Here is a 26,313-nt window from a genome sequence, read left to right as displayed (position 1 = left end):
CCTGCCTCCGTCCACAACTGCGGCGTCCCCTACCGCGGCCTCCACCACTGCGGCCTCCACTACTGCAACGGGTTGAGCCGTCGGCCGAGCGACAGACCTACCGTCGTGGCATGAGTACCCGTGGGTGGATCGGCGCCCGACGCGCCGCACTGGAAGTCGGCACGGCCTTCGGGGCGAGCGCGGCCCTGCTCTGGCTGGCGGTCGTCGGGATTGGCCACGTCGTGCCCGGCGACGCCACGGTGGCCGCCCTCCTGGTGTTCGCCGCCGCAGCGGGTGCTGGCTACTCGTCTCGCCGCGGGGGGCTGGTGCAGGCGTCCCTCACCGCGGGCACGATCGCGTCCCTGTCGATCGTGGTCAGCGTGAGGGCGCTGATGAGCCTGGTGCCGGACAGCTGGGTGTCGCCCATCGTGACGGTGGCCCTGACCCCGGCGGACAACGTGGCCCAGAGCCGGGTCGAGACGTTCGACCCCTATGTCGGGCTGCTCCTGCTCGGCGCGCTCTTCGGCCTCGCGCTCTTGGTGGACGTCCTGCCCCGACTGCGCCGACCGGCGCAAACCAGCCCCATCCAGCCTGTCTAGCCCCGGTGTGCCGGGTGGCTGGGCCACGGGGCGTCGGGCGCCCGGAGCGTGGTCCAGCCCAGCTCCCTGGCTGCCAGTGCCGCCAGCGCCGCGATCGTCACCGTGGCGTTGTGCACGCGCCCCGCGAGGACCGCGTCACGCACCTCTTCGAGCGGGACCCAGCGCACCGGCATACCCAGCTCCTCGCCGTCCCTGACGTGGCGCTCGGACTCGGGCACGGCGGTGAGGTCGCGGGCGAGGTAGATGCGCAGGGCCTCGTCGAGGCCCCCGGGTGAGCTGACGTAGTCGGCGAGCACGTGCCAGGTGGCGGCGACCAGGTCCGCCTCCTCGTGCAGCTCACGGGCGGCGCCCAGCTGCGGCGCCTCCCCCGCGACGTCGAGGAGCCCGGCCGGGATCTCCCACTCGAACGTCCGCACGGGGTGCCGGTACTGCTGGATGAGGCAGAGCCGGCCCTGCTCGTCCAGGGCGGCCACGGCCACGGCGCCGGGGTGGCGGACGTACTCCCGCGTGACCTCACCGGCCTCGCCCAGGTCGACGCGGTCGCGCACGACGTCCCAGACCCGTCCGTGCATCGCCACCTCCGAGTGGCGCACGGGCAGCGACTCGTGGCGGTCGGCGAGCGGCGCCGTCCCGCCCGACCCGTGCGAGCCTTCGGGCCCGTCGGTCACGCGGTGGCGTCGACCGTGCTGCGCGGCCGCTCCACCTCGACCAGCCGAGCAGCGCGCTGGGCGTCGATGGCGGCCTCGACCAGTCCGGCGAACAAGGGGTGGGCCCGGTGCGGTCGCGACTTGAACTCGGGGTGCGCCTGCGTCGAGACGTAGTAGGGGTGCACCTCACGAGGGAGCTCGACGAACTCGACGAGGTTGTCGTCCGGCGACAGGCCGGAGAAGACCAGGCCGGCCTCCTCGAGCTGGGCGCGGTAGGCGTTGTTGACCTCGTACCGGTGTCGGTGGCGCTCGTCGACCGCCACGGCGCCGTAGGCCTGCGAGATGACCGATCCCTCGGCCAGCTTGGCGGGGTAGGAGCCGAGGCGCATGGTGCCGCCCAGGTCTCCCGCGCCCTCGACGAAGGCCTTCTGCTCCTCCATCGTCGCGATGACCGGAGCGGGCGTGCCGGGGTCGAACTCGGTGGAGCTCGCACCCGCGATCCCGGCGACGTTGCGGGCGTACTCGATCACCATGCACTGCAGGCCGAGACAGATCCCGAGGGTGGGGACCTGGTGCTCGCGGGCCCACCGGAGCGCGCCGAGCTTGCCCTCGATGCCCCGGACGCCGAAACCGCCCGGCACGAGGACCGCATCGACTCCGCCGAGCGCCTTCTGCGCCCCGGCCTCGGTCTGGCACTCGTCACTGGCGACCCAGCGGATCGAGACCTTGGCGTCATGGTGGAACCCACCGGCGCGCATCGCCTCGGTGACCGAGAGGTAGGCGTCCGGCAGGTCGATGTACTTGCCGACGAGCGCGATCTCCACGGTGTGCTCGGGGCTGTGGACCCGCCGCAGCAGCTCGTCCCAGTCGTGCCAGTCGACGTCGCGGAAGTTCAGGCCGAGGCGACGGATGACGTAGGCGTCGAGGCCCTCCTTGTGCAGCACCTTCGGGATGTCGTAGATGCTCGGGGCGTCGACGGCCGCGGCACAGGCCTCGGTGTCGACGTCGCACATCAGCGAGATCTTGCGCTTGATGCCGTCGGGGATCTCGCGGTCGGCGCGCAGCACGAGCCCGTCGGGCTGGATGCCGACCTGCCGCAGGGCTGCGACCGAGTGCTGGGTGGGCTTGGTCTTGAGCTCGCCGCTCGGGGCGAGGTAGGGCACCAGCGAGACGTGCAGGAAGAACACGTTGTCGCGGCCCACGTCGTGGCGGACCTGTCGGGCGGCCTCGAGGAACGGCAGGGACTCGATGTCGCCGACCGTGCCGCCGATCTCGGTGATGATGACGTCGGGAGCGTCGACCCTGGAGACGCCGGGGCTGCCGGCCGCCTGGGCCCGCATCCGCTCCTTGATCTCGTTGGTGATGTGCGGGATGACCTGGACGGTGTCGCCGAGGTACTCGCCGCGACGCTCCTTGGCGATCACCTGGTTGTAGACCTGCCCGGTGGTGACGTTGGCCTTGCCCACGAGGTTGCTGTCGAGGAACCGCTCGTAGTGACCGATGTCGAGATCGGTCTCCGCACCGTCGTCGGTCACGAAGACCTCACCATGCTGGAACGGGTTCATCGTGCCCGGATCCACGTTGAGGTAGGGATCGAGCTTCTGCATGGTCACGCGCAAGCCGCGAGCACGGAGCAGATGCCCGAGGCTGGACGCGGTCAGACCCTTGCCGAGAGAAGAGGCAACGCCGCCGGTTACGAAGATGTGTTTCGTCTGTTCCACCACGGGGTTCAAGCCTACGTCATGCCGGGCAGCGCTGCGTACCACTCGTGCCAGCGACTCGCCGTGGCTTTGCCGTCATCCCACGATGCGGCCCGCTCGCGGCCCGCCGCCGACGCCGTATGCCGGGCGGCCGGCTCGGCGAGGTAGCGCCCCACGGCGTCCGCCGTCTCGTCCGCCCGCCCGACCGGCACGAGCACGCCGACACCGCCCACGAGGTCGGGCAGCCCCCCGGCGTCAGTCGCCACGACCGGCACGCCCGCCGCCATCGCCTCCTGGACGACGAGCGCCCGGGCCTCCCAGGTCGAGGTGAGCACGAACACGTCGGCCGCACGCAGCCAGCGACCGGGGTCGGGCTGCGCACCCACGAAGTGCACGGGTGCAGCCTGCGCCAGGGCCCGCCGCCGCAGGCTGGTGAGCAGGGCGTCGTCGCCCTCCCCCACCACCACCCACACCGGTCCTGGCGCACGGGTGCCGTCCATCCCGGACGCGGTCGAGGCGGCGGCGTCGACGAGGGTCGCGAGGTCCTTCTGGGGAGCGATCCTGGCGATGGTCAGCACCATCGGCGTACCCGGCTCCGTCTCGATCCCGTTCTCCTGCAACAGCTCTGCGGCCAGGGCGCGTCGTGCGTCGTCGGCGAGCGGCTCCCGCTCGAGGAGTTCCTGCACCCGGGGTGAGGGCACGGCCGCCAGCCGCGCCTGAGGCGCGCCCATCCGCACCGCCTGGTCGACCAGGTCGCTGCTGGCGCCGGTCACGAGCGTGGCCCGACGGGCCACCAGGCGCAGGATGCCGTCGAGCAGGCGTCGCCGCGGACCGGCTCCCAGGACAGCATTGTGCTGGCTGACAACCACGGGGGTCCCCGTGCCCGCCGTCGCGACCACGGCAACCAGGCCCGCCTGGTGGCCGTGGGCATGCAGCACGTCAGCGCCTCGCGCCAGCCCGCGCAACCGCCAGAGCCCGCGCAGGGATCCGAGGAGTCCCGAGCTCCTGCCCGGCCACCACAGCCGGGCGCCGGACAGGGCGAACCGCTCAGCCGTGGACCGGTCGGTGACGACGGTGACGTCGGCGCCCAGCGCCCGCAGGTCCGCGGTGAGGTCGGCGACGTGGGTGCCGATGCCGCCGGTGCTGCGGCCCAGGAGCATGACGACCCTCACGCGGAGGTCCCCCGGCGCCGGCCACGGTCGCGCAGGGCCGTCATGGCCTTCCGGTCGGCGACCATCATGACGCCGAGGTAGGCCACCACGGTCACCAGCGCCACGAGCAGCCCGCTGCCCAGGGCCGACCACGTCCCGCTCGGCGACAGCTGGCGTGCCACGGTGTCGCCGATCGCCAGGCCCACCGCGACCGCCACGACGGCCGCACCGAGGGTGCGGCCCGAGCCCTGGATCGCCTCGACGCCCCAGGCCTTGCGCACCAGGAGCGCCAGGACCACCGCGGAGACCGTCATGCCGACCGTCGAGCCGATGCCGAGCAGTCCGAGCGTCGTTCCCGCGACAGAGCCCTCGGGGATCAGCACCAACGGGATGAGGGCGGCCAGGGCCCATCCCGCCGCGACGGCCAGTGCGGCGTGCAGCGGGCGCCCTCGGAGGTAGAGCGCCCTGGTCAGCAGTGCTGCCACGGAGAGCCCCACGAGGCCCGGTGCATACGCCGACAGGGCACCGGGCAGCGCCGTCAACGCCGCGGCTCCCCCGGAGCTGCGGGCGCTGTCGAACGAGTCGAAGAACACCCCGATAGGTCGGGAGACGGCCATCAGCACCGTGACCGCACCGGCTGTGAGCAGCAGGATCGCCCGCAGGGCGGCCGCGAGGGTGTCCCTCGCGGGGGTCCCTCCGTGCTCCTGGAGCGCCTCCAGGGCGCCCGACCGGGCCAGCGCCGGGAAGGCGGACGTCGCGATCGGCACGGCCAGCACGGCATACGGCAGGAGGTAGACCGCCTGGACGTAGGCGTAGACGTTGACGACGCCGGTGTCGATCGTGCGCGGCGCGTGGGTGAGCCACAGGGTGGTCGAGACCGCGGCCTGCTGGGCGACCAGGGCCAGGACGCCCGCCCCGGCCAGCGAGCCGGCCCGCCGGGCCACTCCTTCGGGGAAGGTCAAGGTCGGCCGCAGCCGTACGCCGGCCCGCAGGGCGGGCACCAGCAGCGGCAGGCTCAGCACGACCACCCCGAGGGTCGTCCCGCCCGCCAGCACCCAGGTCGCCCCGCTGGAGATGTTCGCAGGCGTGGTCCGCGGCTCGGCCACCGCGCGGTACCCGAGGTACGCGGCGATGACCACGAGGCTGGACAGCAGCGGGGCGAGGGCCGCGGCGAGGAACCTCCGGTGCGCCTGCAGCACCCCCGCGAGCACGACCCCGACGCCGTAGAGGGCTACCTGCGGAGCGAAGACCAGCAACATGGTCGTGCCGAGGTCTGCCGCGCCCGGCATTGCGGTGTGGCCGAGCAGGGCCTTGCTCAGCCACGGCGCCGACAGCGCCAGCAGGATGGAGAGCGGCACCAGCACGGTGACCGCCCAGGTCAGCAGGGCCGAGGCGGTCCGGTCCGCGTCCTCCCGGCGTCCCGCCCCGAGCTGGCCGGCGATGAGGGGCACCGCCACGGCGGCCAGAGCTCCGCCGGCGGCGACCTCGTAGACGACGTTGGGGAGCATGTTGACGGTCTGGTACGTGTCACCCACGCCACCCGCGCCGACGGTGCGCGAGAACACGATGGTCCGCCCGAAGCCGGCCACCCGGGCGAGCAGGGTGACGACCGCGATGACCGCGGCGGCCTTCGCGACGGACGAGCCCACCGACGTGGTGGTCATCGACGGCACCGCGCAGTCATCGACGACCCAGGGCGTCGAGCTCGCGCAGCCCGGGGGTGGACTCGATCACCCGGGTGAACGAGACCCTCTCGGACGCCAGGGTCAGGGCCGTCAGGGCGGCGAGGGCGACCAGCCGGCCGCGGCGCCCCGCGCGCTGGACCAGCGCGGCGCCGAGCAGGGCGCCCGCGCTGTTGGCGCCGGTGTCACCGAGCATCGCCTCACCAGCCAGGTCCGGGCGGAGCAGGCCGATGGCGGCACCGGTGGCGGCTCCCGCCGCAGCCGCCGAACCCGGCGAGGTGGCGGTGAGCGCGCCGAGCAGGATCGTCGCCTTGAGGGCACGACCGGGGCGCAGGTCGAGCAGGTTGAGCAGGTTCGCCGTGCCGGCGATCACCGCACCCCCGACGAGCGTGTCGATCGCACCGGGTATGCCGCGCGGGCGGCTGCCTCCCCCAGCGTGGGCACGGTCGGTGACCCAGGCCCCGTCGCTGACCCCGGCCCGGTCGATGAGGGCGGCGGACACCAGGCCCGTGACGCCGAGGCCGAGGATCTTGACGGCCCCCGTCGTGACCTGCCCGCGGGCGAGCGCGCCCAGGTGTCCCTTGAGACCTTTGCTGTCCGAGTCCCCGGCCAGGTCGTCGAGGGCGCCGAGTCCGGCGGAGGCCGCCGCGGCGACGACTGGGCCCGGGCCGGCACCCAGCAGGGCCGACGCGCCCGCTGCCCCGACGGCATACGCGGGGCCCTCGAGGAGGGTGACGGTGCGCCCGGCGTGGTTGGTGCGGTCCCAGGTGGTCGCGCCACCGGGCGGGCGGTGGCGCAGCAGGCGCAGTGTCGAGGCCGCGAGCGCGCCCGCGACGGCGCCGGACACCAGTGCACGCACGGCGGCTACTTGGTCGCCAGCGGGGGGAAGGTCGCCGAGGAGTCCGGCGCGAGGCCGTACTGACCGGACCTTCCGGCCTCCTGCTCGAGCACACCGAAGACGAGGCTGGCCTGGCCCATCGGGATGTCGGCGTCGTCGACCGTGGACAGGAGCTTCGACTGGTCACCGTCCGCACGCGAGGTGCTGACCACGGACGTCGTGTTCGTCGCCCCGGGGGCAAGGCTCTGGGTGACGAGGACTGCTCCGGCACCGGCCGCGTCGAGGGCACCGGCCAGGTGGCTCAGTCCGGTCGCGCGCTGTTCGCGGACCGCCGCGTCCGAACCGGTCACCATCCCGGCCACGATGACGGCGACCGAGGATGCGGTGACCTTGTCCGGGGTGTAGCGGATGAGCTCGCCGGTGCGCAGGCCCTCGAGGGCCGCGGCCGCGCCGGTGGACGTGGAGCCGGCCTTGGCCAGCACCGACCGCGCGAGCACGGCGTTGACGACGTCACCCCCGGACTGGTCGATGGGCACGCCGACCTGGCTGGCCAGCTGCTGGCCCAGGGTCGCCCTGAACGCCGCCTTGTCCTGGTCGACCCAGGTGTCCTGCACCGAGATCGTCGATCCGACCACCGCACCAGCCGTGGCCAGGGTGCCCTGGGTGGTCTTGACCAGGTTCGAGTCGGCGCCCGGCAGCACGACGAGGGTCACCGTGGTGCCCTTGAGCCGCCCCGCGAGCAGGGTGCGGTTGCTCGCCAAGGTGAACTCGTCTCGGGCCTGGGTGCCCTTGTCGGCCGCGGTGAGCTCACTGCGCAGGGCGGCCTTGTCGGCCCGCAGGTTCGCGACCTCGGAGGTGAGCGTGTTGCCGATGTTCTCCTTGAGCGGGCCGGCGCCGAGCACGATGCCCACGGCGAGGGCCATGAAGATCGAGACGATGGAGACGAGGTGGTAACGGAAGTCGATCACGTGACAATTCCTACGACGAAGGACCAGATGTCATCCCAGCGGGCGCCGAGTACCTGGAGGAACGCGCGCCCACCCGTGGTGGACCACAGCGCCGCGAACAGGGCGCACAGCCCCACCAGCAGCATGCTGGTGAGGGCGAGATTGGAGATCCGCGAGCGGTAGAGCCGGCTGACACCCTTGGCGTCGATGAGCTTGCCGCCCACGCGCAGTCGGGTCAGGAAGGTGCTGGCCATGCCGCTGCGACCCTTGTCGAGGAACTCGACCAGGGTGGCGTGCGTGCCGACGGCAACGATGAGCTCGGCACCCTTGTCATCGGCGAGGAGCATCGCGACGTCCTCGCTGGTCCCGGTGGCCGGGAAGACGACGGGCTCGATCCCCAGGCGTCGAACCCGCTCCAGACCGGGGGCGTTGCCGTCGCGGTAGGCGTGCACGACGATCTCGGCGCCGCAGCGCAGGGTCGAGTCCGAGACCGAGTCCATGTCGCCGACGACCAGGTCGGGCATGAGCCCGACCTCGAGGAGCGCGTCGGCCCCACCGTCCACACCGATGAGGATCGGGCGGTACTCGCGGATGTAGCTGCGCAGCATGCGCAGGTCTTCCTTGTAGTGATAGCCGCGGACGACGATCAGGGCGTGCCGACCATCGATCTTGGTCCGGATCTCGGGGACCCCGACGCCGTCCAGCAGCAGCTCCCGCTCGCGGCGGAGGTACTCCATGGTGTTCGCCGCGAAGGCCTCGAGCTGCACCGCGAGACCGGCCCGCGCCTCGACCATGGACGACTGGACCAGGTCATGGTCGAACGCCTGCCCCTTGGCGACGACCTCGTCGCCCACCCAGACCTCATCGCCCTCGATCCGGACCTGCTGGCCTTCGTGCAGGTCGTGCATCACGTCCTTGCCGACGTTGTCGATGAGCGGGATGCCCGCGTCGACGAGGATCTCGGGGCCGAGGTTGGGGTAGCGCCCCGAGATCGACGGTGCCGCGTTGATGACTGCCGCGGGCCTGCACGCCAGCAGCGCCTCGGCACTGACCTTGTCGATGTCCTGGTGGTCGATGACCGCGATCTCGCCGGGCCGCAGCCGCTTGGTGAGGTTCTTGGTGCGGGCGTCGACGCGGACCAGCCCGCGCAGCCCCGGGGTCTCGGGGTCGCGGGCACGTTGGCGGGGGAACTTCAGAGGCATGGTGTCCCATCCTCCCATGGGCCCTCAGGTATGCCGCGGCCCCCACGCGGGCGCCCGCCAGCGACGTGAGTCAAGGGCGCCCGGCTTCGCTGGTCAGACGCGAGCGGCGGAGCCGCGCCGGGAGGCGGTCTCGTCCACGAGCTCGCGGGCGTGGTCGAGAGACGTCCCGGTGTCGACGCCAGCCATCATCCGAGCCAGCTCGCGAAGGCGGTCCTCCCCTTCGAGGGCGTGCACGCCACTGGAGGTGATGTGCCCGTCGCTGGACTTGCGGACCACGAGGTGCCGGTCAGCGTAGGCCGCCACCTGGGGCAGGTGCGTCACCACCACGACCTGCGCGTGCTGGGCGAGGGCAGCCAACCGGGCTCCGACGTCGAGGGCGGCGGTGCCCCCGACCCCCGCGTCGACCTCGTCGAAGACGAACGTGGGGACGTCGCTGCCACCCGCTGCTCCGGTGACCACCTCGAGCGCCAGCATGACGCGCGAGAGCTCACCACCGGAGGCGGCCTTGGCCACGGTGCGGGCCGGGCTGCCGGGGTTCGCCGCCAGCAGGATCTCGACGTCGTCCCCGCCGTGGACGGCCAGGCCACCGGTGCGGGGGCTGACCGCCACGTCGACGGTCGCCTGACCCATCGCCAGGTGGGCGAGCTCGCCCGTCACGGCGGCAGCCAGGCGCTTGGCAGCGGCGCTGCGCGCCTTGGTCAGGGCTTGCGCCGCGGTGTCACGCTCCTGGGCGAGCCTGACCACCTCCGGCTCGAGGGCCTCGATCCGGCTGTCCGAACCCATCAGGGTGTCGAGCCGTTGGGCCGAGACGCGACCCCACTCCAGGACGTCGTCGATGGTCTCGCCGTACTTGCGGGTCAGCGTGGTGAGGTCGGCGCGGCGCTGCTGGACCCAGGCCATCCGGGCGGGGTCGACCTCCACGTCGGAGAGGTAGCCGCTGAGATCCGCGGCCAGGTCGGCGGCCAGGTACCCGAGATCGGCCAGCCTGCGGTCCAGCTCACGCAGCGCGGGGTCGTGCTCGACCTCGCCGGTCAGGGCCTGACGCGCCGCGGCGATCCGCTCGACCGCGCTGGGAGCCGACTCCACGGCATACTCCTGCTCGCCGGCCAGGTGGTCGTGGGCCAAGGACGCCGCCCGGCGAAGTCCCTCGGCGTGACCGAGGCGTTCGTCCTCGACCCGCAGGTCGGCGTCCTCGCCGGACTGCGGGTGGACCTGCTCGAGCTGCTCGAGCCCGTGCTGGAGGACCTCGATCTCGCGGGCCCGGTCCCGGGCCTGCTCACGCAGGCTCGCGAGCTCGGCGGCCGCGGCCCGGTGGGCCTCGTAGACCTCGGTATAGCGCTGGAGGACCTTGTCCAGCGGTGCCCCGCCGAACTGGTCGAGCACGGCCCGGTGCTGGTCGCTCTGCCGCAGTCGCCACTGGTCGGCCTGGCCGTGGACGGCGACGAGGTGCTCCCCGATCTCGCCGAGCACGCCGACCGGAGCGGTGCGTCCTCCGACGTGGGCGCGGGACCGGCCCTCGGCCGACACCGAGCGCACCAGGACGAGGCCGTCGGCGACGTCTGCCCCAGCCTCGGCGGCCCGCAGGGCGGCGGGATGGTCGCTGGCCACGTCCACGACGCCCTCCACCACGGCCGTGCCCGCTCCGGCGCGCACCAGTCCGGCATCCGCGCGGGCGCCCAGCAGCAGTCCCAGGCCGGTGACCACCATGGTCTTGCCCGCGCCGGTCTCGCCGGTGACGACGTTCAGCCCCGGGTGCAGCTCGAGCACGGCGTCGTCAATGACGCCGAGTCCCTGGATCCTCAGTTCGGACAGCACGGTCGAAGCCTCTCACGCACGACCGACGCGGCCGGTCAGGCTGGCGGTGGGTGGTTCAGGCGGTCGAGGGCGCCTGGCCACCGCGGACCGCGCCCTCACGCCGCGCCTCACCGCGCCAGCCGTGGATGGACAGGTCGAACTTGGCCACCAGCCGATCGGTGAAGGGCGACGTGGTCAGCCGCGCCAGCCGGACGGGGGTCTGCGAGCGCACCACCTCGATGCGGGCGCCGGGCGGCAGGTCCACGGCCCGCCTGCCGTCGCACCACAGCGCGCCCGTCCCCAAGGTGTCGGGGACCACCTCGAGGGCGAGGTGCGAGCTGGGTCCGAGCACCATCGGCCGGGCGAACAGGGCATGCGCGCTGATCGGGACCAGGAGCACCGCCTCGACGTCGGGCCACACCACCGGCCCTCCCGCGGAGAAGGCGTACGCGGTCGACCCGGTGGGCGTCGCCACGACCACGCCGTCGCACCCCCACGTGGTGAGAGGGCGACCGTCGATCTCGGCGACGACCTCCAGCATGCGTTCGCGGTTGGCCTTCTCGACCGTCACCTCGTTGAGGGCCCAGCTGGTGTAGACCGGATCCCCGTTGACGTAGGCCGAGACCTCGAGGGTCATCCGTTCCTCGACGGAGTAGGTCTTCGCGACGATGTGCTCGACGGTGGCGTCGATGTCCTCCCGCTCGGCCTCCGCGAGGAAGCCGACGTGGCCCAGGTTGACCCCCAGCAGGGGCGCCCCGGTCCCCCGCGACACCTCGGCGCCGCGCAGGATGGTCCCGTCACCGCCGAGCACGCAGACCAGCTCGCACCCCTCCGCGGCGGTGTCGGCGTCGTCGACGAGGGTGACCCCGGGGTGCTGGACCAGCTTGACGGCGGTGGCCTCGTCACGCTGGACCACCACGTCGATGCCCGCGGCGTGCAGCCGTTCGACCACCTCGGCCGCCACGTCCTGGGCTTCCTGGCGGCGCGGGTGGGCCACGAGCAGCACCTTGCGTCGCTGCGTCGTACTTCCTGCGCTCACGGTGTCCCCTCCACGATGGTTCCGGTCACGGTGCCGTGACCTCGTCCGCTCTGCTCACCAGAGCCTCCCATCCCATCGACTCGGCGTCGCGCGGGGTCAGCCACAGCAGGTACTCGGCGTTGCCTTCACCGCCCTCGATCGGGCTCCTCGCCAGGGCTCGGGGGTGCAGCCCGGCAGCGATGCCCGCGCGGGCGACTTCCGTCACGGCCCAGGCGCGGTCGCCGTGGGCGCGGACGATGCCGCCCTTGCCGAGGCGGGTGCGGCCCACCTCGAACTGCGGCTTGACCAGGACCATCGCGTCGCCGGTGTCGAGCAGCAGGCCTCGAAAGGTGTTCAGCACCAAGGTCAGCGAGATGAAGCTCAGGTCGGCCACGAGCAGGTCCACCGCTCCCCCGATGTCGCCAGCCCTGAGCTCGCGGACGGTGGTCCGGGACCGCTCGGTGACCCTCGCGTCCGCGGCGAGCTCCGGCACCAGCTGGTCGTGTCCGACGTCGAGCGCCGTCACGTGGGCGGCACCGTGGTGCAGGAGCACCTGGGTGAAGCCGCCCGTGGAGGCGCCCACGTCGAGGCACCTCTTGCCCTGCGCCGTGAGCCCGTCGGGACCGAACGTCTCCAGGGCACCCACGAGCTTGTATGCCGCGCGGCTCACCCAGCGCGGTCCCTCCTCGCGCACCTCGACGTGCTGTCCGGGCCCCACGAGGGTGGCCGGCTTGGCGGCGGACGCACCGTCGATGCTCACGTCACCCGCGTCGATCAGGGCTCGGGCGTGCCCCCTGGACCGTGCCAGTCCACGCCGGACGAGCTCGAGGTCGAGGCGGGTCGCGTCGCTCACTCGCCGGCGAGGTCGGACAACCGCGCGTGGAGGGTCTGCTGTACCCGCTGACCTGCCTGGATCTGGGCGTCGAGGTCGTCGGCGGGGGCGTCCTGCAGGTCCTGGAGCGCTGCGTCGATCACGATGTCACCCGTCGCCTGGTCGCCCAGGCCCGTCCCGAGCGACTCGGCGCGGTCCGTCGGATTGTCGTGCCGCGAGGTACGAGCCACTTCGGCGGCGTGGCCCGAGTCCGGACCCGCGGAGTCTGTGGGGGCAGAGTCCGCGGAGTCTGTGGCGGCGGAGTCCGCGGCGGCAGAGTCCGAGGGACGGTCGAGGTCGACGGGGTGGTGTTCGTTCACGTTGAAGCCTTCTTGGCAGTCGTCTTCTTGGCAGTCGTCTTCTTGGCAGTGGTCTTCTTCGATGCGGTCTTCCTCGCAGCCGTCTTCTTGGCTGTGGTCGACTTCGCCGTGGTCGATTTCTTCGCCGCTGTCGACTTCTTCGCAGGCGTCGCAGTCTTGCTGGCCGCCGCCCGCTTCGTCGCAGCCTTCTTCGCGGTCGTTGACTTCGCCGCCGTCTTCCTCGCCGCGGGGGCAGTCTTGCGGGCAGTCGTCGTCTTCGCCGCGGTCTTCCTCGGCGCGGCCGTCGCGGGCGGCGGGGTCGGCGCCGACTCTGCTGAGGGTGCCGCTGCCCGCTGGGCTGTCGTCACGGCACCCGAGACGCCGACCGAGCGAGCCAGTGAGCTGCGCGACGCCCCGGCCACCGCTGCCGCGCCGGTGGCCGCGAGCATGGCCCGCAGCTCGGCGATCTCCTTGGTCACCACCGCCATCGCGGCCCGGGCCGCATCGACGTCGGCGACTCGAGCCACGTCAGCCTTCTTCAGGGCGGTCTCCACCTCGCCCTGCACCAGGGTGAGCAGGTTGGCCCGGTTCGCCCGGGCGGCCTCCAGCAGCTGGTCGGCAAGCGTCGAGGCCTGCACGGCACGTCGAGTCACCTCGTCGGCGCCGGGAAGCGCCAGCAGCCCCTGGGCCGCCTCCATCGCCCTTGCCCTGGTCATCTCGCCCAAGCCACTCGCGAGCTGCACATAACTGCGCACGGATTCGAAAGCCACGATGGTCCTCCTCGATGGAGCGGGCCGGGCGCCGCTCGCGCCCCTCACGCTACTGCCACGCGTCGATCTCGGGAACGAGTCTGAGAACCGCGTCCAGTCCGAGCTCCTCGTGGTCGATCGCCTCGTGCAGGCAGGCCGTTCCGGCCCGGGCCGTCTCGATGGGGCTCCCTGCGCTGGCCACGTCCCAGGAACCGTCGACGAGCCGACGACGGTCGCCGCCGCAGACCCACCACACATAGTCGGTCTCGACCGACAGATACGGCTCCGTCAACGCGCGCAGGTCCTCCAGCAGGTAGGTGGGGCGCTGCGAGGGTGGTGCCACGGCCAGGCTCGAGACGGAGTCGACCCCGGTCAGCACCAGCGCCGAGTCCATCCCCGCCTCGACGGCCCCTGCCACATCGGTGTCCAGCCGGTCGCCGACCGCAAGGACCTGGGCCGGCGGACGCTCGAGCCGGTCCGCGCACAGGCGGTACAACGGCGCATGGGGCTTGCCGACCACGAGCGGATCGCGACCCGTCGCCCGCTGCACCGCCGCGACGAGGGTGCCGTTGCCCGGAGCGGTACCCCGGTGGGTGGGCAGCGTGGCATCGGTGTTGGTCGCCACCCAGACGGCTCCGTTGGACACGGCATACGCCGCCTCTGCGAGGTCTGCGGCGGTGACCGACGGGCCGTAGCCCTGGAGCACACCGGCGACCACCAGGTCCGGCTCCTCGCCTGCCTGCTGGGGCGTCACCACCTCGAAACCCGCGTGCTCCAGTGCCTCGCGCACGCCAGCGCCGCCGATGGCCAGCACCCTGGCCCCAGCCGGCAGCAACCCGGACAGCGCGACGGCACCCGCCTGCGAGCTCGTCGCGACATCGCGGCCCGTGACATGCAGGCCCAGGTCGCTCAGGTGCGCCGCAACCTCTTCGGGCGGACGTGAGGCGTTGTTGGTCGCGTAGAGGATCGGCACCGTCAGCGCCGTCAGCGCCGTGACAGCGAAGTCCACTGCGTCGGGACCGCGGTAGACGACCCCGTCGAGGTCACAGACGACCGCCGAGTAGTCGTCGATCAGTCCCGGCACCCTAACGGGCTTCCCTGCCCGGAGCCTCTCCGCGCGTCGGCAGGGTGCCGCCGACCGGGTCGCCGGAGTCGACGATGTCGTCGTCCTCCTCACCCTCGAGCAGGTCGGTCAGAATGACCCCGTCCAGCTCGGCGAGCCGCTCGGCGGCGTCGGTCTCCAGGTCGTCGTCCGCGTCGGCTGCGCGCGCGAACCAGTCGCGGGCGTCCTCGTCCCGACCGACACCCAGCAGGGTCTCGGCGTAGGCGTAGGACAGGCGAGCCGTCCACGGCTTGCGCGTCGACTTGAGCTGCGGAATCTCCAGTGCCAGCTGAGCCGCCTCGAGCTGCCCGAGGTCACGCCTGATGCCGGAGATCACGATGGCCAGCTCGACCCGGTCCTCGACGGCGAGGGTCTTGGCCTCGGGAGACATCGCGAGCTCGAGAGCGCGCTCCGGCCGCCCGAGGCCACGCTCACAGTCGACCATCAGCGCGAGCATGTGCGAGGAGCCGCTGAGTCGCCGCGCGGTCCGGAACTCGCTCAGTGCCCTGGCCCACTCCCCCTTGCGGTAGGCCACCAGGCCAAGCGCCTCCCGGGCCGCGGGCACGCGGCCGGCGCGACGAACGGCAGTCTCGGCATGCGCCTCGGCGCTCTCGAGGTCGTCGACCTCGAGGAGGGCCGCAGCCATGACGAGGTGCTGGGCGACACCCTCGGCGTTCTCCTTGCTCAGGGTGCGCAGCTGCTGGTGCACCGAGCGATCCAGCTCCTTGCCGGTGACGCCCTCCGCGATGCGGGGCTCGGGCAGCTTCGGCTTCTTCGGGGCAAGGCGCGGACCGCCGCGCTCACCGTTGTCGAAGGCGCCGGCCTCCCTCGAGCCACCCCGGGAGGCAGAACCACCACGGGGCCCCGAACCACCGCGAGCGGCTGACCCGCCACGAGCGGCTGACCCGCCACGGGGGGCGGACCCGCCACGAGCAGCCGACCCGCCGCGAGGTGCGGATGCACCGCGGCCACTGCCTCCACCGGAGGGGCGCCCACCTCCCGATGAGGGACGACGGTCCTGGCCACCTCGGCCTGACTGGTTCTCGGGCACGTTAGCTCCTCGCTGTGCAGGTATCGGTCGCAGTCTACGGACTGCGCTCCGCTTGGGTCACCACCCCCTGTGGCAGTGCCCACGAGCGCAGCATTCCCACAGGCTCTGCGGTGAGGGGGAATGCTGAAAGGAATTCAAAAGAGAATGCAAAAGGGCCATCCCGAGTGGGATGGCCCTTTTGAAAGTATGTCCGGCTGCGTCCTACTCTCCCACACCGTCACCAGTGCAGTACCATCGGCGCTGAAGGGCTTAGCTTCCGGGTTCGGAATGGAGCCGGGCGTTTCCCCTTCGCTATGACAGCCGAAACTCTATGGAGATATCAATCAGTGGTTCTGATCCCGACCGTATCTCGGGAACCACACAGTGGACGCGTAGCATCTTTATAATCAAGTTATCGGCTTATTAGTACCAGTCAGCTACATGCATTACTGCACTTCCACGTCTGGCCTATCAACCCAGTAGTCTAGCTGGGAGCCTCTCGGACCGAAGTCCATGGAAACCTCATCTTGAAGCACGCTTCCCGCTTAGATGCTTTCAGCGGTTATCGTTTCCGAACGTAGCTAATCAGCCGTGCTCTTGGCAGAACAACTGACACACCAGAGGTTCGTCCATCCCGGTCCTCTCGTACTAGGGATAGCCCTTCTCAAGTTTCCTACGCGCACAGCGGATAGGGACCGAACTGTCTCACGACGTTCTAAACCCAGCTCGCGTACCGCTTTAATGGGCGAACAGCCCAACCCTTGGGACCTACTCCAGCCCCAGGATGCGACGAGCCGACATCGAGGTGCCAAACCATGCCGTCGATATGGACTCTTGGGCAAGATCAGCCTGTTATCCCCGGGGTACCTTTTATCCGTTGAGCGACGGCGCTTCCACAAGCCACCGCCGGATCACTAGTCCCGACTTTCGTCCCTGCTCGACATGCCTGTCTCACAGTCAAGCTCCCTTGTGCACTTACACTCAAAACCTGATTGCCAACCAGGCTGAGGGAACCTTTGGGCGCCTCCGTTACCTTTTAGGAGGCAACCGCCCCAGTTAAACTACCCACCAGGCACTGTCCCTGATCCGGATCACGGACCGAGGTTAGATATCCAGAACGACCAGAGTGGTATTTCAACGTTGACTCCACCGACACTGGCGTGCCGGCTTCAAAGTCTCCCACCTATCCTACACAAGCCGTACCGAACACCAATACCAAGCTGTAGTAAAGGTCCCGGGGTCTTTCCGTCCTGCTGCGCGTAACGAGCATCTTTACTCGTAGTGCAATTTCGCCGAGTTCGTGGTTGAGACAGTGGAGAAGTCGTTACGCCATTCGTGCAGGTCGGAACTTACCCGACAAGGAATTTCGCTACCTTAGGATGGTTATAGTTACCACCGCCGTTTACTGGGGCTTAAATTCTGAGCTTCGTCCCGAAGAACTAACCCGTCCTCTTAACCTTCCAGCACCGGGCAGGCGTCAGTCCGTATACATCGTCTTGCGACTTCGCACGGACCTGTGTTTTTAGTAAACAGTCGCTTCTCCCTGGTCTCTGCGGCCGATCACGCTCGGGCAGCAAGTGCCGTCACGATCAGGGCCCCCCTTCTCCCGAAGTTACGGGGGTATTTTGCCGAGTTCCTTAACCACGATTCACTCGATCGCCTTGGTATTCTCTACCTATCCACCTGAGTCGGTTTGGGGTACGGGCGGCTCGAACCTCGCTAGAAGATTTTCTTGGCAGCATAGGATCACTGATTTCACCCATACGGGTTACCCGTCAGGTCTCAGGATATGTGTGAGACGGATTTGCCTATCTCACTCCCTACACCCTTAGACGTGGACTACCATCGCCACGCTCAGCTACCTTCCTGCGTCTCTCCATCGCTTGACTAGTACTAGATCGGGTCGCGCGCTCCACTCGAGTCAGTCCGAAGACGTCATCGAGCTTCAGGCGCTTAGCATCACTAGGTTCGTCATGGGCGGTTCTTCGCCGGTTCCGGAATATCAACCGGATGTCCATCGACTACGCCTGTCGGCCTCGCCTTAGGTCCCGACTTACCCAGGGCAGATTAGCTTGACCCTGGAACCCTTGGATATTCGGCGGACGGGTTTCTCGCCCGTCATTCGCTACTCATGCCTGCATTCTCACTCGTGTGGCCTCCACGGCTGGATCACTCCGCCGCTTCCCTGGCCACACGACGCTCCCCTACCCATCAACACGCTTGGACCGTGGATCCTCAGATGTCACGGCCGGGCAAAGTGTCAATGCCACAGCTTCGGTGGTGTGCTTGAGCCCCGCTACATTGTCGGCGCGGAATCACTTGACCAGTGAGCTATTACGCACTCTTTAAAGGGTGGCTGCTTCTAAGCCAACCTCCTGGTTGTCAATGCAACTCCACATCCTTTCCCACTTAGCACACGCTTAGGGACCTTAGATGGTGGTCTGGGCTGTTTCCCTCTCGACTACGGAGCTTATCCCCCGCAGTCTCACTGCCACGCTCTCACTTACCGGCATTCGGAGTTTGGCTAACGTCAGTAACCTGGTGAGGCCCATTAGCTATCCAGTAGCTCTACCTCCGGTAAGAAACACGTGACGCTGCACCTAAATGCATTTCGGGGAGAACCAGCTATCACGGAGTTTGATTGGCCTTTCACCCCTACCCACAGCTCATCCCCTCAGTTTTCAACCTAAGTGGGTTCGGTCCTCCACGACGTCTTACCGTCGCTTCAACCTGGCCATGGGTAGATCACTCCGCTTCGGGTCTAGACCCAGCGACTAAATCGCCCTATTCGGACTCGCTTTCGCTACGGCTTCCCCACACGGGTTAACCTCGCCACTGAGCACTAACTCGCAGGCTCATTCTTCAAAAGGCACGCTGTCACCCCACAAGGAGGCTCCAACGGATTGTAGGCAAACGGTTTCAGGATCTATTTCACTCCCCTCCCGGGGTACTTTTCACCTTTCCCTCACGGTACTTGTCCGCTATCGGTCACCAGGGAATATTTAGGCTTAGCGGGTGGTCCCGCCAGATTCACACGGGATTTCTCGGGCCCCGTGCTACTTGGGATACTTCTCTGGAGTGCACATCATTTCGTCTACGGGGGTCGCACCCTCTGTGCCGGGCCATTCAATGCCCTTCGACTATAACGCGCATTTTTGACTCCATGTCAGGATGTCAGTCCTGACTGAAAAGTCCCACGACCCCGACCATGCAACGCCTGACAGCTATCACACATGATCGGTTTAGCCTGTTCCGCTTTCGCTCGCCACTACTCACGGAATCGCGGTTGCTTTCTCTTCCTGTGGGTACTGAGATGTTTCACTTCCCCACGTTCCCTCTACTCACCCTATGTGTTCAGGTGAGAGTGACTGGACTTGCCTCCAGCCGGGTTTCCCCATTCGGAAATCCTCGGATCACAGTCTGGTTATCGACTCCCCGAGGCTTATCGCAGATTCCTACGTCCTTCTTCGGTTCCTGGTGCCAAGGCATCCACCGTTTGCCCTTATAAACTTGAGTTTATAAAGATGCTCGCGTCCACTGTGTAGTTCTCAAGGTACGGGCGGCCCCTTCCCCGTCTCGGTGCCTACCGCAGTGTGCCTGTTCAACAGCACCGTGCGGTGGTTCATCCGTGGGAAGGGTCCTGGCCGATCTACCGGCCTGAGGTTCAAGCTTTCGCCCGAAGCCCTCAGGACCCAACAACGTGTCAGGCGCCGGCACCCTCTCGGTCGCGTTCCCAGTCCGAAGACCTGTACTTGCTTGCGAGTTGATGTCAGCGCCAAATAATCGATGTTCCACCCTTGAGCACCTGCTGAGCGACATTCGCACTCAGACCAGGCTCTGGATCGCTTTCGCGACCAGTGCTCCTTAGAAAGGAGGTGATCCAGCCGCACCTTCCGGTACGGCTACCTTGTTACGACTTAGTCCCAATCGCCAGTCCCACCTTCGACGGCTCCCTCTCAAAGAGTTGGGCCACCGGCTTCGGGTGTTACCGACTTTCGTGACTTGACGGGCGGTGTGTACAAGGCCCGGGAACGTATTCACCGCAGCGTTGCTGATCTGCGATTACTAGCGACTCCGACTTCATGGGGTCGAGTTGCAGACCCCAATCCGAACTGAGACCGGTTTTTTGGGATTCGCTCCACCTCGCGGTTTCGCAGCCCTTTGTACCGGCCATTGTAGCATGCGTGAAGCCCAAGACATAAGGGGCATGATGATTTGACGTCATCCCCACCTTCCTCCGAGTTGACCCCGGCAGTCTCCTATGAGTCCCCACCATTACGTGCTGGCAACATAGAACGAGGGTTGCGCTCGTTGCGGGACTTAACCCAACATCTCACGACACGAGCTGACGACAACCATGCACCACCTGTATGCGAGTGTCCAAAGAGTTCTGCATCTCTGCAGCGTTCTCGCATATGTCAAGCCTTGGTAAGGTTCTTCGCGTTGCATCGAATTAATCCGCATGCTCCGCCGCTTGTGCGGGCCCCCGTCAATTCCTTTGAGTTTTAGCCTTGCGGCCGTACTCCCCAGGCGGGGAACTTAATGCGTTAGCTGCGGCACGGATCTCGTGGAATGAGACCCACACCTAGTTCCCAACGTTTACGGCATGGACTACCAGGGTATCTAATCCTGTTCGCTCCCCATGCTTTCGCTTCTCAGCGTCAGTAGTGGCCCAGAGACCTGCCTTCGCCATCGGTGTTCCTCCTGATATCTGCGCATTTCACCGCTACACCAGGAATTCCAGTCTCCCCTACCACACTCTAGTCTGCCCGTACCCACTGCAAGTCCGGGGTTGAGCCCCGGATTTTCACAGCAGACGCGACAAACCGCCTACAAGCTCTTTACGCCCAATAATTCCGGACAACGCTCGCACCCTACGTATTACCGCGGCTGCTGGCACGTAGTTAGCCGGTGCTTCTTCTGCAGGTACCGTCACTTTCGCTTCTTCCCTGCTGAAAGAGGTTTACAACCCGAAGGCCGTCATCCCTCACGCGGCGTCGCTGCATCAGGCTTTCGCCCATTGTGCAATATTCCCCACTGCTGCCTCCCGTAGGAGTCTGGGCCGTGTCTCAGTCCCAGTGTGGCCGGTCGCCCTCTCAGGCCGGCTACCCGTCGTCGCCTTGGTGAGCCATTACCTCACCAACAAGCTGATAGGCCGCGAGTCCATCCCAGACCGAAAAACTTTCCAGACGATAGCCATGCAGCTTCGTCTCGTATCCGGTATTAGCTCCGGTTTCCCGGGGTTATTCCAGAGTCTGGGGCAGGTTACTCACGTGTTACTCACCCGTTCGCCACTGATCAGATCAGAGCAAGCTCTGATCGTCACCGTTCGACTTGCATGTGTTAAGCACGCCGCCAGCGTTCGTCCTGAGCCAGGATCAAACTCTCCATTGATGTTTAGCTCGTGATCCGAGGACCACGAAACTGTTACCCAAGAAGGGTTGTTTCACTGACTGAGCAAGAACAACTAGCTATTGCTAGAAATTCATTGTCAACCAAAGGATTTTCGTTCGAGAGTGACTGCATCCCCAAGCCATACGACCTGGTTCGCTGCCACCTCGAGACGAGGTAATTGGCATCGATTTTTGACACGCTGTTGAGTTCTCAAGGTTCGGACGCGCACCATCGACTGGCCTTTCGGCCGGTGTCCCGGGGCAACCCTTCAAAGTTACTCGCATCGCTCTTGGGCGTCAAATCCTTGCGCTTCCTGCTGGAAGCGGTGGTTCGAGCGCGCTTGGCTCTCCGCGAGGTGTCCCACTCTAGCAGGCTGTTTCCGTTTCCAGAAACTCGCTGTTCGGCGTCCGGCTGCCCTCTCAGGCGATCCGGATGCCCTCCGACGAAGCGCTTGCTTTGCGGTGGGACGCCCACTGTAGCAGCCTCTCGGCCCGCTCCTGACCACCCTTGCGGGCGCTCCGAAACGTCCTGGTCTCCCAGTTGCTGTTCGGTGGGGTCTGCCCCGGGACCGGCCTACTTCGCGTGAACTCTCGTTCACCGCGGTGGTGTCCGTTCCTCCCTGTCGGGCTGACGTCGAGAACAGTAGACGGGGCCCGCGGGAAAACACAAATCCGCAGGTCAGCGGCTTGCGGGCCCTCGGCGACCCGCGGCCAGCGACCGACGGCCACGGCGAAAGAGCGCCACCTGTCCGTGCAGGAAGTCGTCCGGCGCGAGCAGCTGCTCGGGATCGGTCAGCTTGACGTTGTTGAGCGAGGCACCCCCGTCGCCGATCACCCGGCGGGCGGCGTTCCGGGAGTCGACCAGCCCCACCGCCACGAGGGCGTCGGTCACGGACATCCCGACCTCCACCTCTCCCCCGGGCAGCTCACCGGTGGCATCGGCCAGGGTCTGCTCGTCGAGGAGCGACACGTCCCCCTTGCCGAAGAGCGCCTCAGAGGCCGCCTGCACCGCCGCGGTCGCCGCCGCCCCGTGGACCAGGGTCGTCACGTCCGCGGCCAGGGTCTTCTGCGCCTCACGGAGGAAGGGCTTCTCGGCCAGCGACTGCTCGAGGGCAGCGATCTCCTCGCGGGACCGGTCGGTGAACACCTTGAGGAGCTTGACCACCGAGGCGTCCTCGGTGTTGACCCAGTACTGGTAGAAGGCGTAGGGGCTGGTCATGGCGGGGGCGAGCCAGATGGCGTTGCCCTCGCTCTTGCCGAACTTGTTGCCGGCGGCGTCCGTGAGCAACGGGGTCGTCAACAGGTGCACCGACTCCCCCTCCACCCGGTGGATCAGGTCGGACCCCGCGGTGAGGTTGCCCCACTGGTCCTGCCCACCGGTCTGCAGCGTGCACCCGTAGTCGCGGAAGAGCTGGAGGTAGTCCAGTCCCTGGAGCAGCTGGTAGCTGAACTCGGTGTAGGAGATCCCCTCCTCGGAGTTCAGCCGTGCCGCGACCGCGTCCTTCTTGATCATCTGGTTGACCCGGAAGTGCTTGCCGATGTCGCGCAGGAAGTCCAGGGCCGACATGGGTGCGGTCCAGTCGAGGTTGTTCACGAACACTGCAGGGTTCTCACCCTCGGCGGCGAGGAACGGCTCCACCTGCCTGCGGATGTTCGCCACCCACTCGGCGGTCTGCTCCTTGGTCTTGAGGAGGCGCTCGGACGACGGCCGTGGGTCACCGATCAGTCCCGTCGACCCCCCGACCAGGCAGATCACCCGGTGACCGGCGCGCTGGAGGTGGCGCAGCACGACCAGCTGCACGAGGTTGCCGAAGTGCAGCGACGGCGCGGTGGGATCGAAGCCGCAGTACGCCGTGATCGGCCCGTCGGCGAGTGCCTTGCGCAGAGCGGACTCGTCGGTGGTCTGTGCCACCAGCCCTCGCCACTGCAGCTCGTCGAGGATGTTCGTCACGGTGGTCGTGCTCCTTCGTGCTCACGGGTATGCCGGGCTCCCGGCGACGGTGCAAGCCTGCCCTATGCGTCGCTGCGCCGGGCACGGGGTTTTGCAGGTCGGTACACCGACACCGTCGGCTCGCCGTCCAGCCAGAACCGCCAGGGGTAGGCCGCAGCATCCCCGCCAGCGCCGGCGACACCCACCCGTGGACCCGTGCGGATGCGCCGGGCCGGCACATGCTCGGTCGGAGCGTGGAACGCCAGCGGTCCCTGCGGCACACAGGCGTCGACGCCACTCTGGTCGCCGCGCAGGGCCAGCGTCGTCGCCAGCCGGGCCGGGCCGCGCGTCCAGTCCCTGCGCGGGATGCCTGAGCGGCGCTGCGCCGCGAGGTCCTCTCCCCCCACGACCTCACCGGCCCGCAGCAGGACCGCGCTGGCTTCGCCCTCGGGGCCACAGACGACGTTGGCGCACCAGTGCATGCCGTAGGTGAAGTAGACGTAGAGGTGGCCGGCCCGGCCGAACATCACCTCGGTGCGCGGGGTGGGACCACGGAAGGCGTGCGAGCCCGGGTCTGCCGTCCCGGCATACGCCTCGACCTCGGTGAGCCGCACGGTGACACCGGCGTGCGCGATCGTGGCCCCCAGGAGGGCCGGCGCCACGTCGAGGACGTCCTCGGCGAAGAAGGCGCGCTCGAGGCGCGCGCCTAGCTCGAACGCCGACGGATCTTGTTGCCCAGCCACACGACGGGATCGTAGTGGCGGTCGACGACACGCTCCTTGAGCGGGATCAGTGCGTTGTCGGTGATCTTGATGTGTTCGGGGCAGACCTCGGTGCAGCACTTGGTGATGTTGCAGTACCCGAGGCCGTGCTCCTCCTTGGCCGCGGGGCGGCGGTCGGCGGTGTCGAGCGGGTGCATGTCGAGCTCCGCGACGCGCATGAGGAAGCGGGGCCCCGCGAAGCTGGTCTTGTTGTCCTCGTGGTCGCGCACCACGTGGCAGACGTCCTGGCACAGGAAGCACTCGATGCACTTGCGGAACTCCTGGCTGCGCTCCACGTCGACCTGCTGCATGCGGTACTCACCGGGCTGCAGGTCCGTGGGCGGGGAGAAGGCCTGCACCTCACGCGCCTTCTGGTAGTTGAAGGACACGTCGGTGACCAGGTCGCGCATCACCGGGAAGGTCCGCAGCGGCGTGACCGTGATGGTCTGGTCCTCGGTGAAGGTGCTCATCCGGGTCATGCAGAGCAGGCGCGGCATGCCGTTGACCTCGGCGCTGCACGACCCGCACTTGCCGGCCTTGCAGTTCCACCGGACTGCGAGGTCGGGCGCCTGGGTCGCCTGGAGCCGGTGGATGATGTCGAGCACGACCTCGCCCTCGTTCACCTCGACCGCGTAGTCCTCGAGGTCACCGCCTGCGGCATCGCCGCGCCACACCTTGAACCTGGCCTCATAGCTCATGACTGGTCACTCCCCTGCGCGCTGTCGGCGACGCCCGCGTCGAGACGGGCCAGTTCGGGTTCGGTGAGGTACTTGGACAGCTCGGTGCGCTCGAAGAGCTCGAGCAGGTCCTGGCGGATCTGCGGGACCGGCTGCCTGGTGAGCTGCACGCGGTCGGAGTCGTCGAGCGTGCAGATGAGGTTGACCGCCCGCCACTGCGGGTCCATGGCCGGGAAGTCCTCGCGCGTGTGTCCCCCGCGGGACTCGGTGCGCTCCAGTGCCGCGAGGGCGACACAGCGGCACACCGCGAGCATGTTGCGCAGGTCGAGGGCCAGGTGCCAGCCGGGGTTGAACTGCCGATGTCCTTCCACCCCTACGGATTTCGCGCGTTCGTCCAGCCCGTCCAGCATCACCAGGGCCTCGCGCACCTCACCCTCGCGCCGGATGATCCCGACGAGGTCGTTCATCTTCTGCTGGAGCTCCTGGTGCAGCGTGTAGGGGTTCTCCGCGGCGTCACGGAACGGCGCGAGGGCCGTCTCGGCCGCGCGGTCGACATCGACCTCGCTGACGGCCGGGCGCGAATCCCCCAGCGCCGCAAGGTATTCCGCGGCGCCGACGCCAGCGCGACGGCCGAACACCAGCAGGTCGGAGAGGCTGTTGCCGCCGAGGCGGTTGGAGCCGTGCATGCCTCCCGCGACCTCGCCCGCGGCATACAGTCCCGGCACGGACGTGGCCGCGGTGTCGGCGTCGACCTCGACGCCACCCATGACGTAGTGGCAGGTCGGGCCGACCTCCATGGGTTCGGCCGTGATGTCGACGTCGGCGAGCTCCTTGAACTGGTGGTGCATCGAGGGGAGCCGCCGCCTGATCTCCTCGGCCGGCAGCCGCGTCGACACGTCGAGGAAGACGCCACCGTGCGGTGAGCCGCGGCCCTCCTTGACCTCGTTGTTGATGGCGCGGGCGACCTCGTCCCGCGGCAGGAGCTCAGGGGGTCGCTTGTTGTTCTCCGGGTCCTCGTACCAGCGGTCCGCCTCGTCCTCGGTGTCGGCGTACTGGCCGCGGAAGACGTCGGGGACGTAGTCGAACATGAACCGGTTGCCGTCGGAGTTGCGCAGCACTCCCCCGTCACCACGCACCGACTCGGTGACCAGGATCCCCTTGACCGAGGGCGGCCAGACCATGCCGGTGGGGTGGAACTGGATGAACTCCATGTTGACCAGGGACGCCCCGGCACGCAGCGCCAGCGCGTGGCCGTCGCCGGTGTACTCCCACGAGTTGCTGGTGACCTTGAAGGACTTGCCGATGCCGCCGGTGGCGAGGATGACGGCCGGCGCCGAGAACAGCACGAAGCGCCCCGACTCGCGCCAGTAGCCGAACGCACCGGCCACCGCGCCGTCCGCCTTGAGGATGTCGGTGATGGTCAGCTCGGCGAACACCTTGAGCCGGCTCTCGTAGTCACCGGTCTCGCGGTGGTCCTCCTGCTGGAGGCTGACGATCTTCTGCTGGAGGGTGCGGATCAGCTCGAGGCCGGTGCGGTCGCCGACGTGGGCGAGCCGGGGGTACTCGTGGCCGCCGAAGTTGCGCTGGCTGATGCGACCGTCGGGAGTGCGGTCGAACAGTGCCCCGTAGGTCTCGAGCTCCCACACCCGCATGGGGGCTTCCTTGGCGTGCAGCTCGGCCATCCTCGGGTTGTTGAGGAACTTGCCGCCGCGCATCGTGTCCCGGAAGTGGGTCTGCCAGCTGTCCTTCTCGTTGGCGTTGCCCATCGACGCCGCGATGCCGCCCTCCGCCATGACCGTGTGCGCCTTGCCGAACAGGCTCTTGCAGATCACCGCGGTCCGCAGTCCCTGCTCACGCGCCTCGATCGCCGCCCGCAGCCCGGCACCGCCGGCCCCGATGACGATGACGTCGTACTCGTGGCGTTCGAGGTCGGTCACAGACGGT

General features: G+C 68.3%; 19 protein-coding genes and 3 rRNA genes. 1 reads left to right on the top strand and 21 read right to left on the bottom strand.

Annotated features, from left to right (window positions below):
* Positions 1 to 110: 110 nt before the first annotated feature.
* The gene (locus tag BJ986_RS13800) at positions 111 to 578 is read left to right on the top strand and encodes a hypothetical protein (RefSeq protein ID WP_179422565.1); all 468 of its coding nucleotides are present in this window, start codon (positions 111 to 113) and stop codon (positions 576 to 578) included.
* Here the strand turns inward: BJ986_RS13800 and BJ986_RS13795 are convergent.
* The 21 genes from BJ986_RS13795 to BJ986_RS13695 all read right to left on the bottom strand — a co-directional run bounded on the left by BJ986_RS13795 (position 575) and on the right by BJ986_RS13695 (position 26,306).
* Complete coding sequence (locus BJ986_RS13795) at positions 575 to 1,246, bottom strand: NUDIX hydrolase (protein WP_337795319.1); 672 nt, start codon at positions 1,244 to 1,246, stop codon at positions 575 to 577. The two genes, BJ986_RS13800 and BJ986_RS13795, sit on opposite strands and share 4 nt — an antisense overlap.
* Positions 1,243 to 2,949, bottom strand: coding sequence for a CTP synthase (locus BJ986_RS13790; protein ID WP_179422563.1), 1,707 nt, complete (start codon positions 2,947 to 2,949; stop codon positions 1,243 to 1,245). Before BJ986_RS13790 ends, BJ986_RS13795 begins: the two co-directional genes overlap by 4 nt.
* Positions 2,950 to 2,960: 11 nt before the next feature.
* Entirely contained in the window at positions 2,961 to 4,097 is a 1,137-nt protein-coding gene (locus tag BJ986_RS13785) for a glycosyltransferase (RefSeq protein WP_179422561.1), read from the bottom strand.
* On the bottom strand, positions 4,094 to 5,740 hold the full coding sequence (murJ, locus tag BJ986_RS13780; protein ID WP_179422559.1) for a murein biosynthesis integral membrane protein MurJ: 1,647 nt from the start codon (positions 5,738 to 5,740) through the stop codon (positions 4,094 to 4,096). The genes BJ986_RS13785 and murJ overlap by 4 nt, the downstream gene beginning before the upstream one ends.
* A 16-nt stretch (positions 5,741 to 5,756) precedes the next feature.
* On the bottom strand, positions 5,757 to 6,617 hold the full coding sequence (locus tag BJ986_RS13775) for a hypothetical protein (RefSeq protein WP_179422557.1): 861 nt from the start codon (positions 6,615 to 6,617) through the stop codon (positions 5,757 to 5,759).
* Positions 6,618 to 6,622: 5 nt separating this feature from the next.
* Positions 6,623 to 7,564, bottom strand: a complete 942-nt coding sequence (locus tag BJ986_RS13770) for a copper transporter (RefSeq protein ID WP_179422555.1) — start codon at positions 7,562 to 7,564, stop codon at positions 6,623 to 6,625.
* Positions 7,561 to 8,745, bottom strand: a complete 1,185-nt coding sequence (gene steA, locus BJ986_RS13765) for a putative cytokinetic ring protein SteA (protein WP_179422553.1) — start codon at positions 8,743 to 8,745, stop codon at positions 7,561 to 7,563. Before steA ends, BJ986_RS13770 begins: the two co-directional genes overlap by 4 nt.
* 93 nt (positions 8,746 to 8,838) lie before the next feature.
* Positions 8,839 to 10,560: a DNA repair protein RecN gene (gene recN, locus BJ986_RS13760; protein ID WP_179422551.1), complete on the bottom strand. Its 1,722-nt coding sequence runs from the start codon at positions 10,558 to 10,560 to the stop codon at positions 8,839 to 8,841.
* Between the two features lie 55 nt (positions 10,561 to 10,615).
* On the bottom strand, positions 10,616 to 11,578 hold the full coding sequence (locus BJ986_RS13755) for an NAD kinase (RefSeq protein WP_179422549.1): 963 nt from the start codon (positions 11,576 to 11,578) through the stop codon (positions 10,616 to 10,618).
* Between the two features lie 25 nt (positions 11,579 to 11,603).
* Positions 11,604 to 12,410, bottom strand: a complete 807-nt coding sequence (locus BJ986_RS13750) for an SAM-dependent methyltransferase (RefSeq protein ID WP_179422547.1) — start codon at positions 12,408 to 12,410, stop codon at positions 11,604 to 11,606.
* Entirely contained in the window at positions 12,407 to 12,748 is a 342-nt protein-coding gene (locus tag BJ986_RS13745) for a hypothetical protein (RefSeq protein WP_179422545.1), read from the bottom strand. The genes BJ986_RS13750 and BJ986_RS13745 overlap by 4 nt, the downstream gene beginning before the upstream one ends.
* A complete protein-coding gene (locus BJ986_RS13740) occupies positions 12,745 to 13,497 on the bottom strand; it encodes a hypothetical protein (protein WP_179422543.1) in 753 nt (250 codons plus the stop codon). Before BJ986_RS13740 ends, BJ986_RS13745 begins: the two co-directional genes overlap by 4 nt.
* 49 nt (positions 13,498 to 13,546) lie before the next feature.
* Positions 13,547 to 14,560 carry an HAD-IIA family hydrolase gene (locus BJ986_RS13735; protein WP_337795308.1) on the bottom strand — a complete coding sequence of 338 codons (1,014 nt, stop codon included), beginning with the start codon at positions 14,558 to 14,560 and terminating at the stop codon, positions 13,547 to 13,549.
* Position 14,561: 1 nt separating this feature from the next.
* Positions 14,562 to 15,287: a tetratricopeptide repeat protein gene (locus BJ986_RS13730; RefSeq protein WP_337795307.1), complete on the bottom strand. Its 726-nt coding sequence runs from the start codon at positions 15,285 to 15,287 to the stop codon at positions 14,562 to 14,564.
* Between the two features lie 530 nt (positions 15,288 to 15,817).
* A 5S ribosomal RNA gene (gene rrf, locus BJ986_RS13725) occupies positions 15,818 to 15,934 on the bottom strand.
* Between the two features lie 77 nt (positions 15,935 to 16,011).
* Positions 16,012 to 19,124 (bottom strand): 23S ribosomal RNA (locus BJ986_RS13720).
* A gap of 352 nt (positions 19,125 to 19,476) precedes the next feature.
* Positions 19,477 to 21,002, bottom strand: a 16S ribosomal RNA gene (locus tag BJ986_RS13715).
* The 16S, 23S and 5S rRNA genes sit together here, the layout of an rRNA operon.
* Positions 21,003 to 21,680: 678 nt before the next feature.
* A complete protein-coding gene (tyrS, locus tag BJ986_RS13710) occupies positions 21,681 to 22,952 on the bottom strand; it encodes a tyrosine--tRNA ligase (protein WP_179422541.1) in 1,272 nt (423 codons plus the stop codon).
* A gap of 62 nt (positions 22,953 to 23,014) precedes the next feature.
* The gene (locus BJ986_RS13705; protein WP_179422539.1) at positions 23,015 to 23,674 is read right to left on the bottom strand and encodes a DNA-3-methyladenine glycosylase; all 660 of its coding nucleotides are present in this window, start codon (positions 23,672 to 23,674) and stop codon (positions 23,015 to 23,017) included.
* Positions 23,638 to 24,390 carry a succinate dehydrogenase/fumarate reductase iron-sulfur subunit gene (locus BJ986_RS13700; protein ID WP_179422537.1) on the bottom strand — a complete coding sequence of 251 codons (753 nt, stop codon included), beginning with the start codon at positions 24,388 to 24,390 and terminating at the stop codon, positions 23,638 to 23,640. The genes BJ986_RS13705 and BJ986_RS13700 overlap by 37 nt, the downstream gene beginning before the upstream one ends.
* A complete protein-coding gene (locus tag BJ986_RS13695; RefSeq protein WP_179422535.1) occupies positions 24,387 to 26,306 on the bottom strand; it encodes a fumarate reductase/succinate dehydrogenase flavoprotein subunit in 1,920 nt (639 codons plus the stop codon). Before BJ986_RS13695 ends, BJ986_RS13700 begins: the two co-directional genes overlap by 4 nt.
* Between the last annotated feature and the right edge of the window lie 7 nt (positions 26,307 to 26,313).

The organism is Pedococcus badiiscoriae (assembly GCF_013408925.1).
In the GTDB taxonomy this organism is placed as follows: domain Bacteria; phylum Actinomycetota; class Actinomycetes; order Actinomycetales; family Dermatophilaceae; genus Pedococcus; species Pedococcus badiiscoriae.
This window is presented reverse-complemented; position numbering and strand designations above follow the sequence as displayed.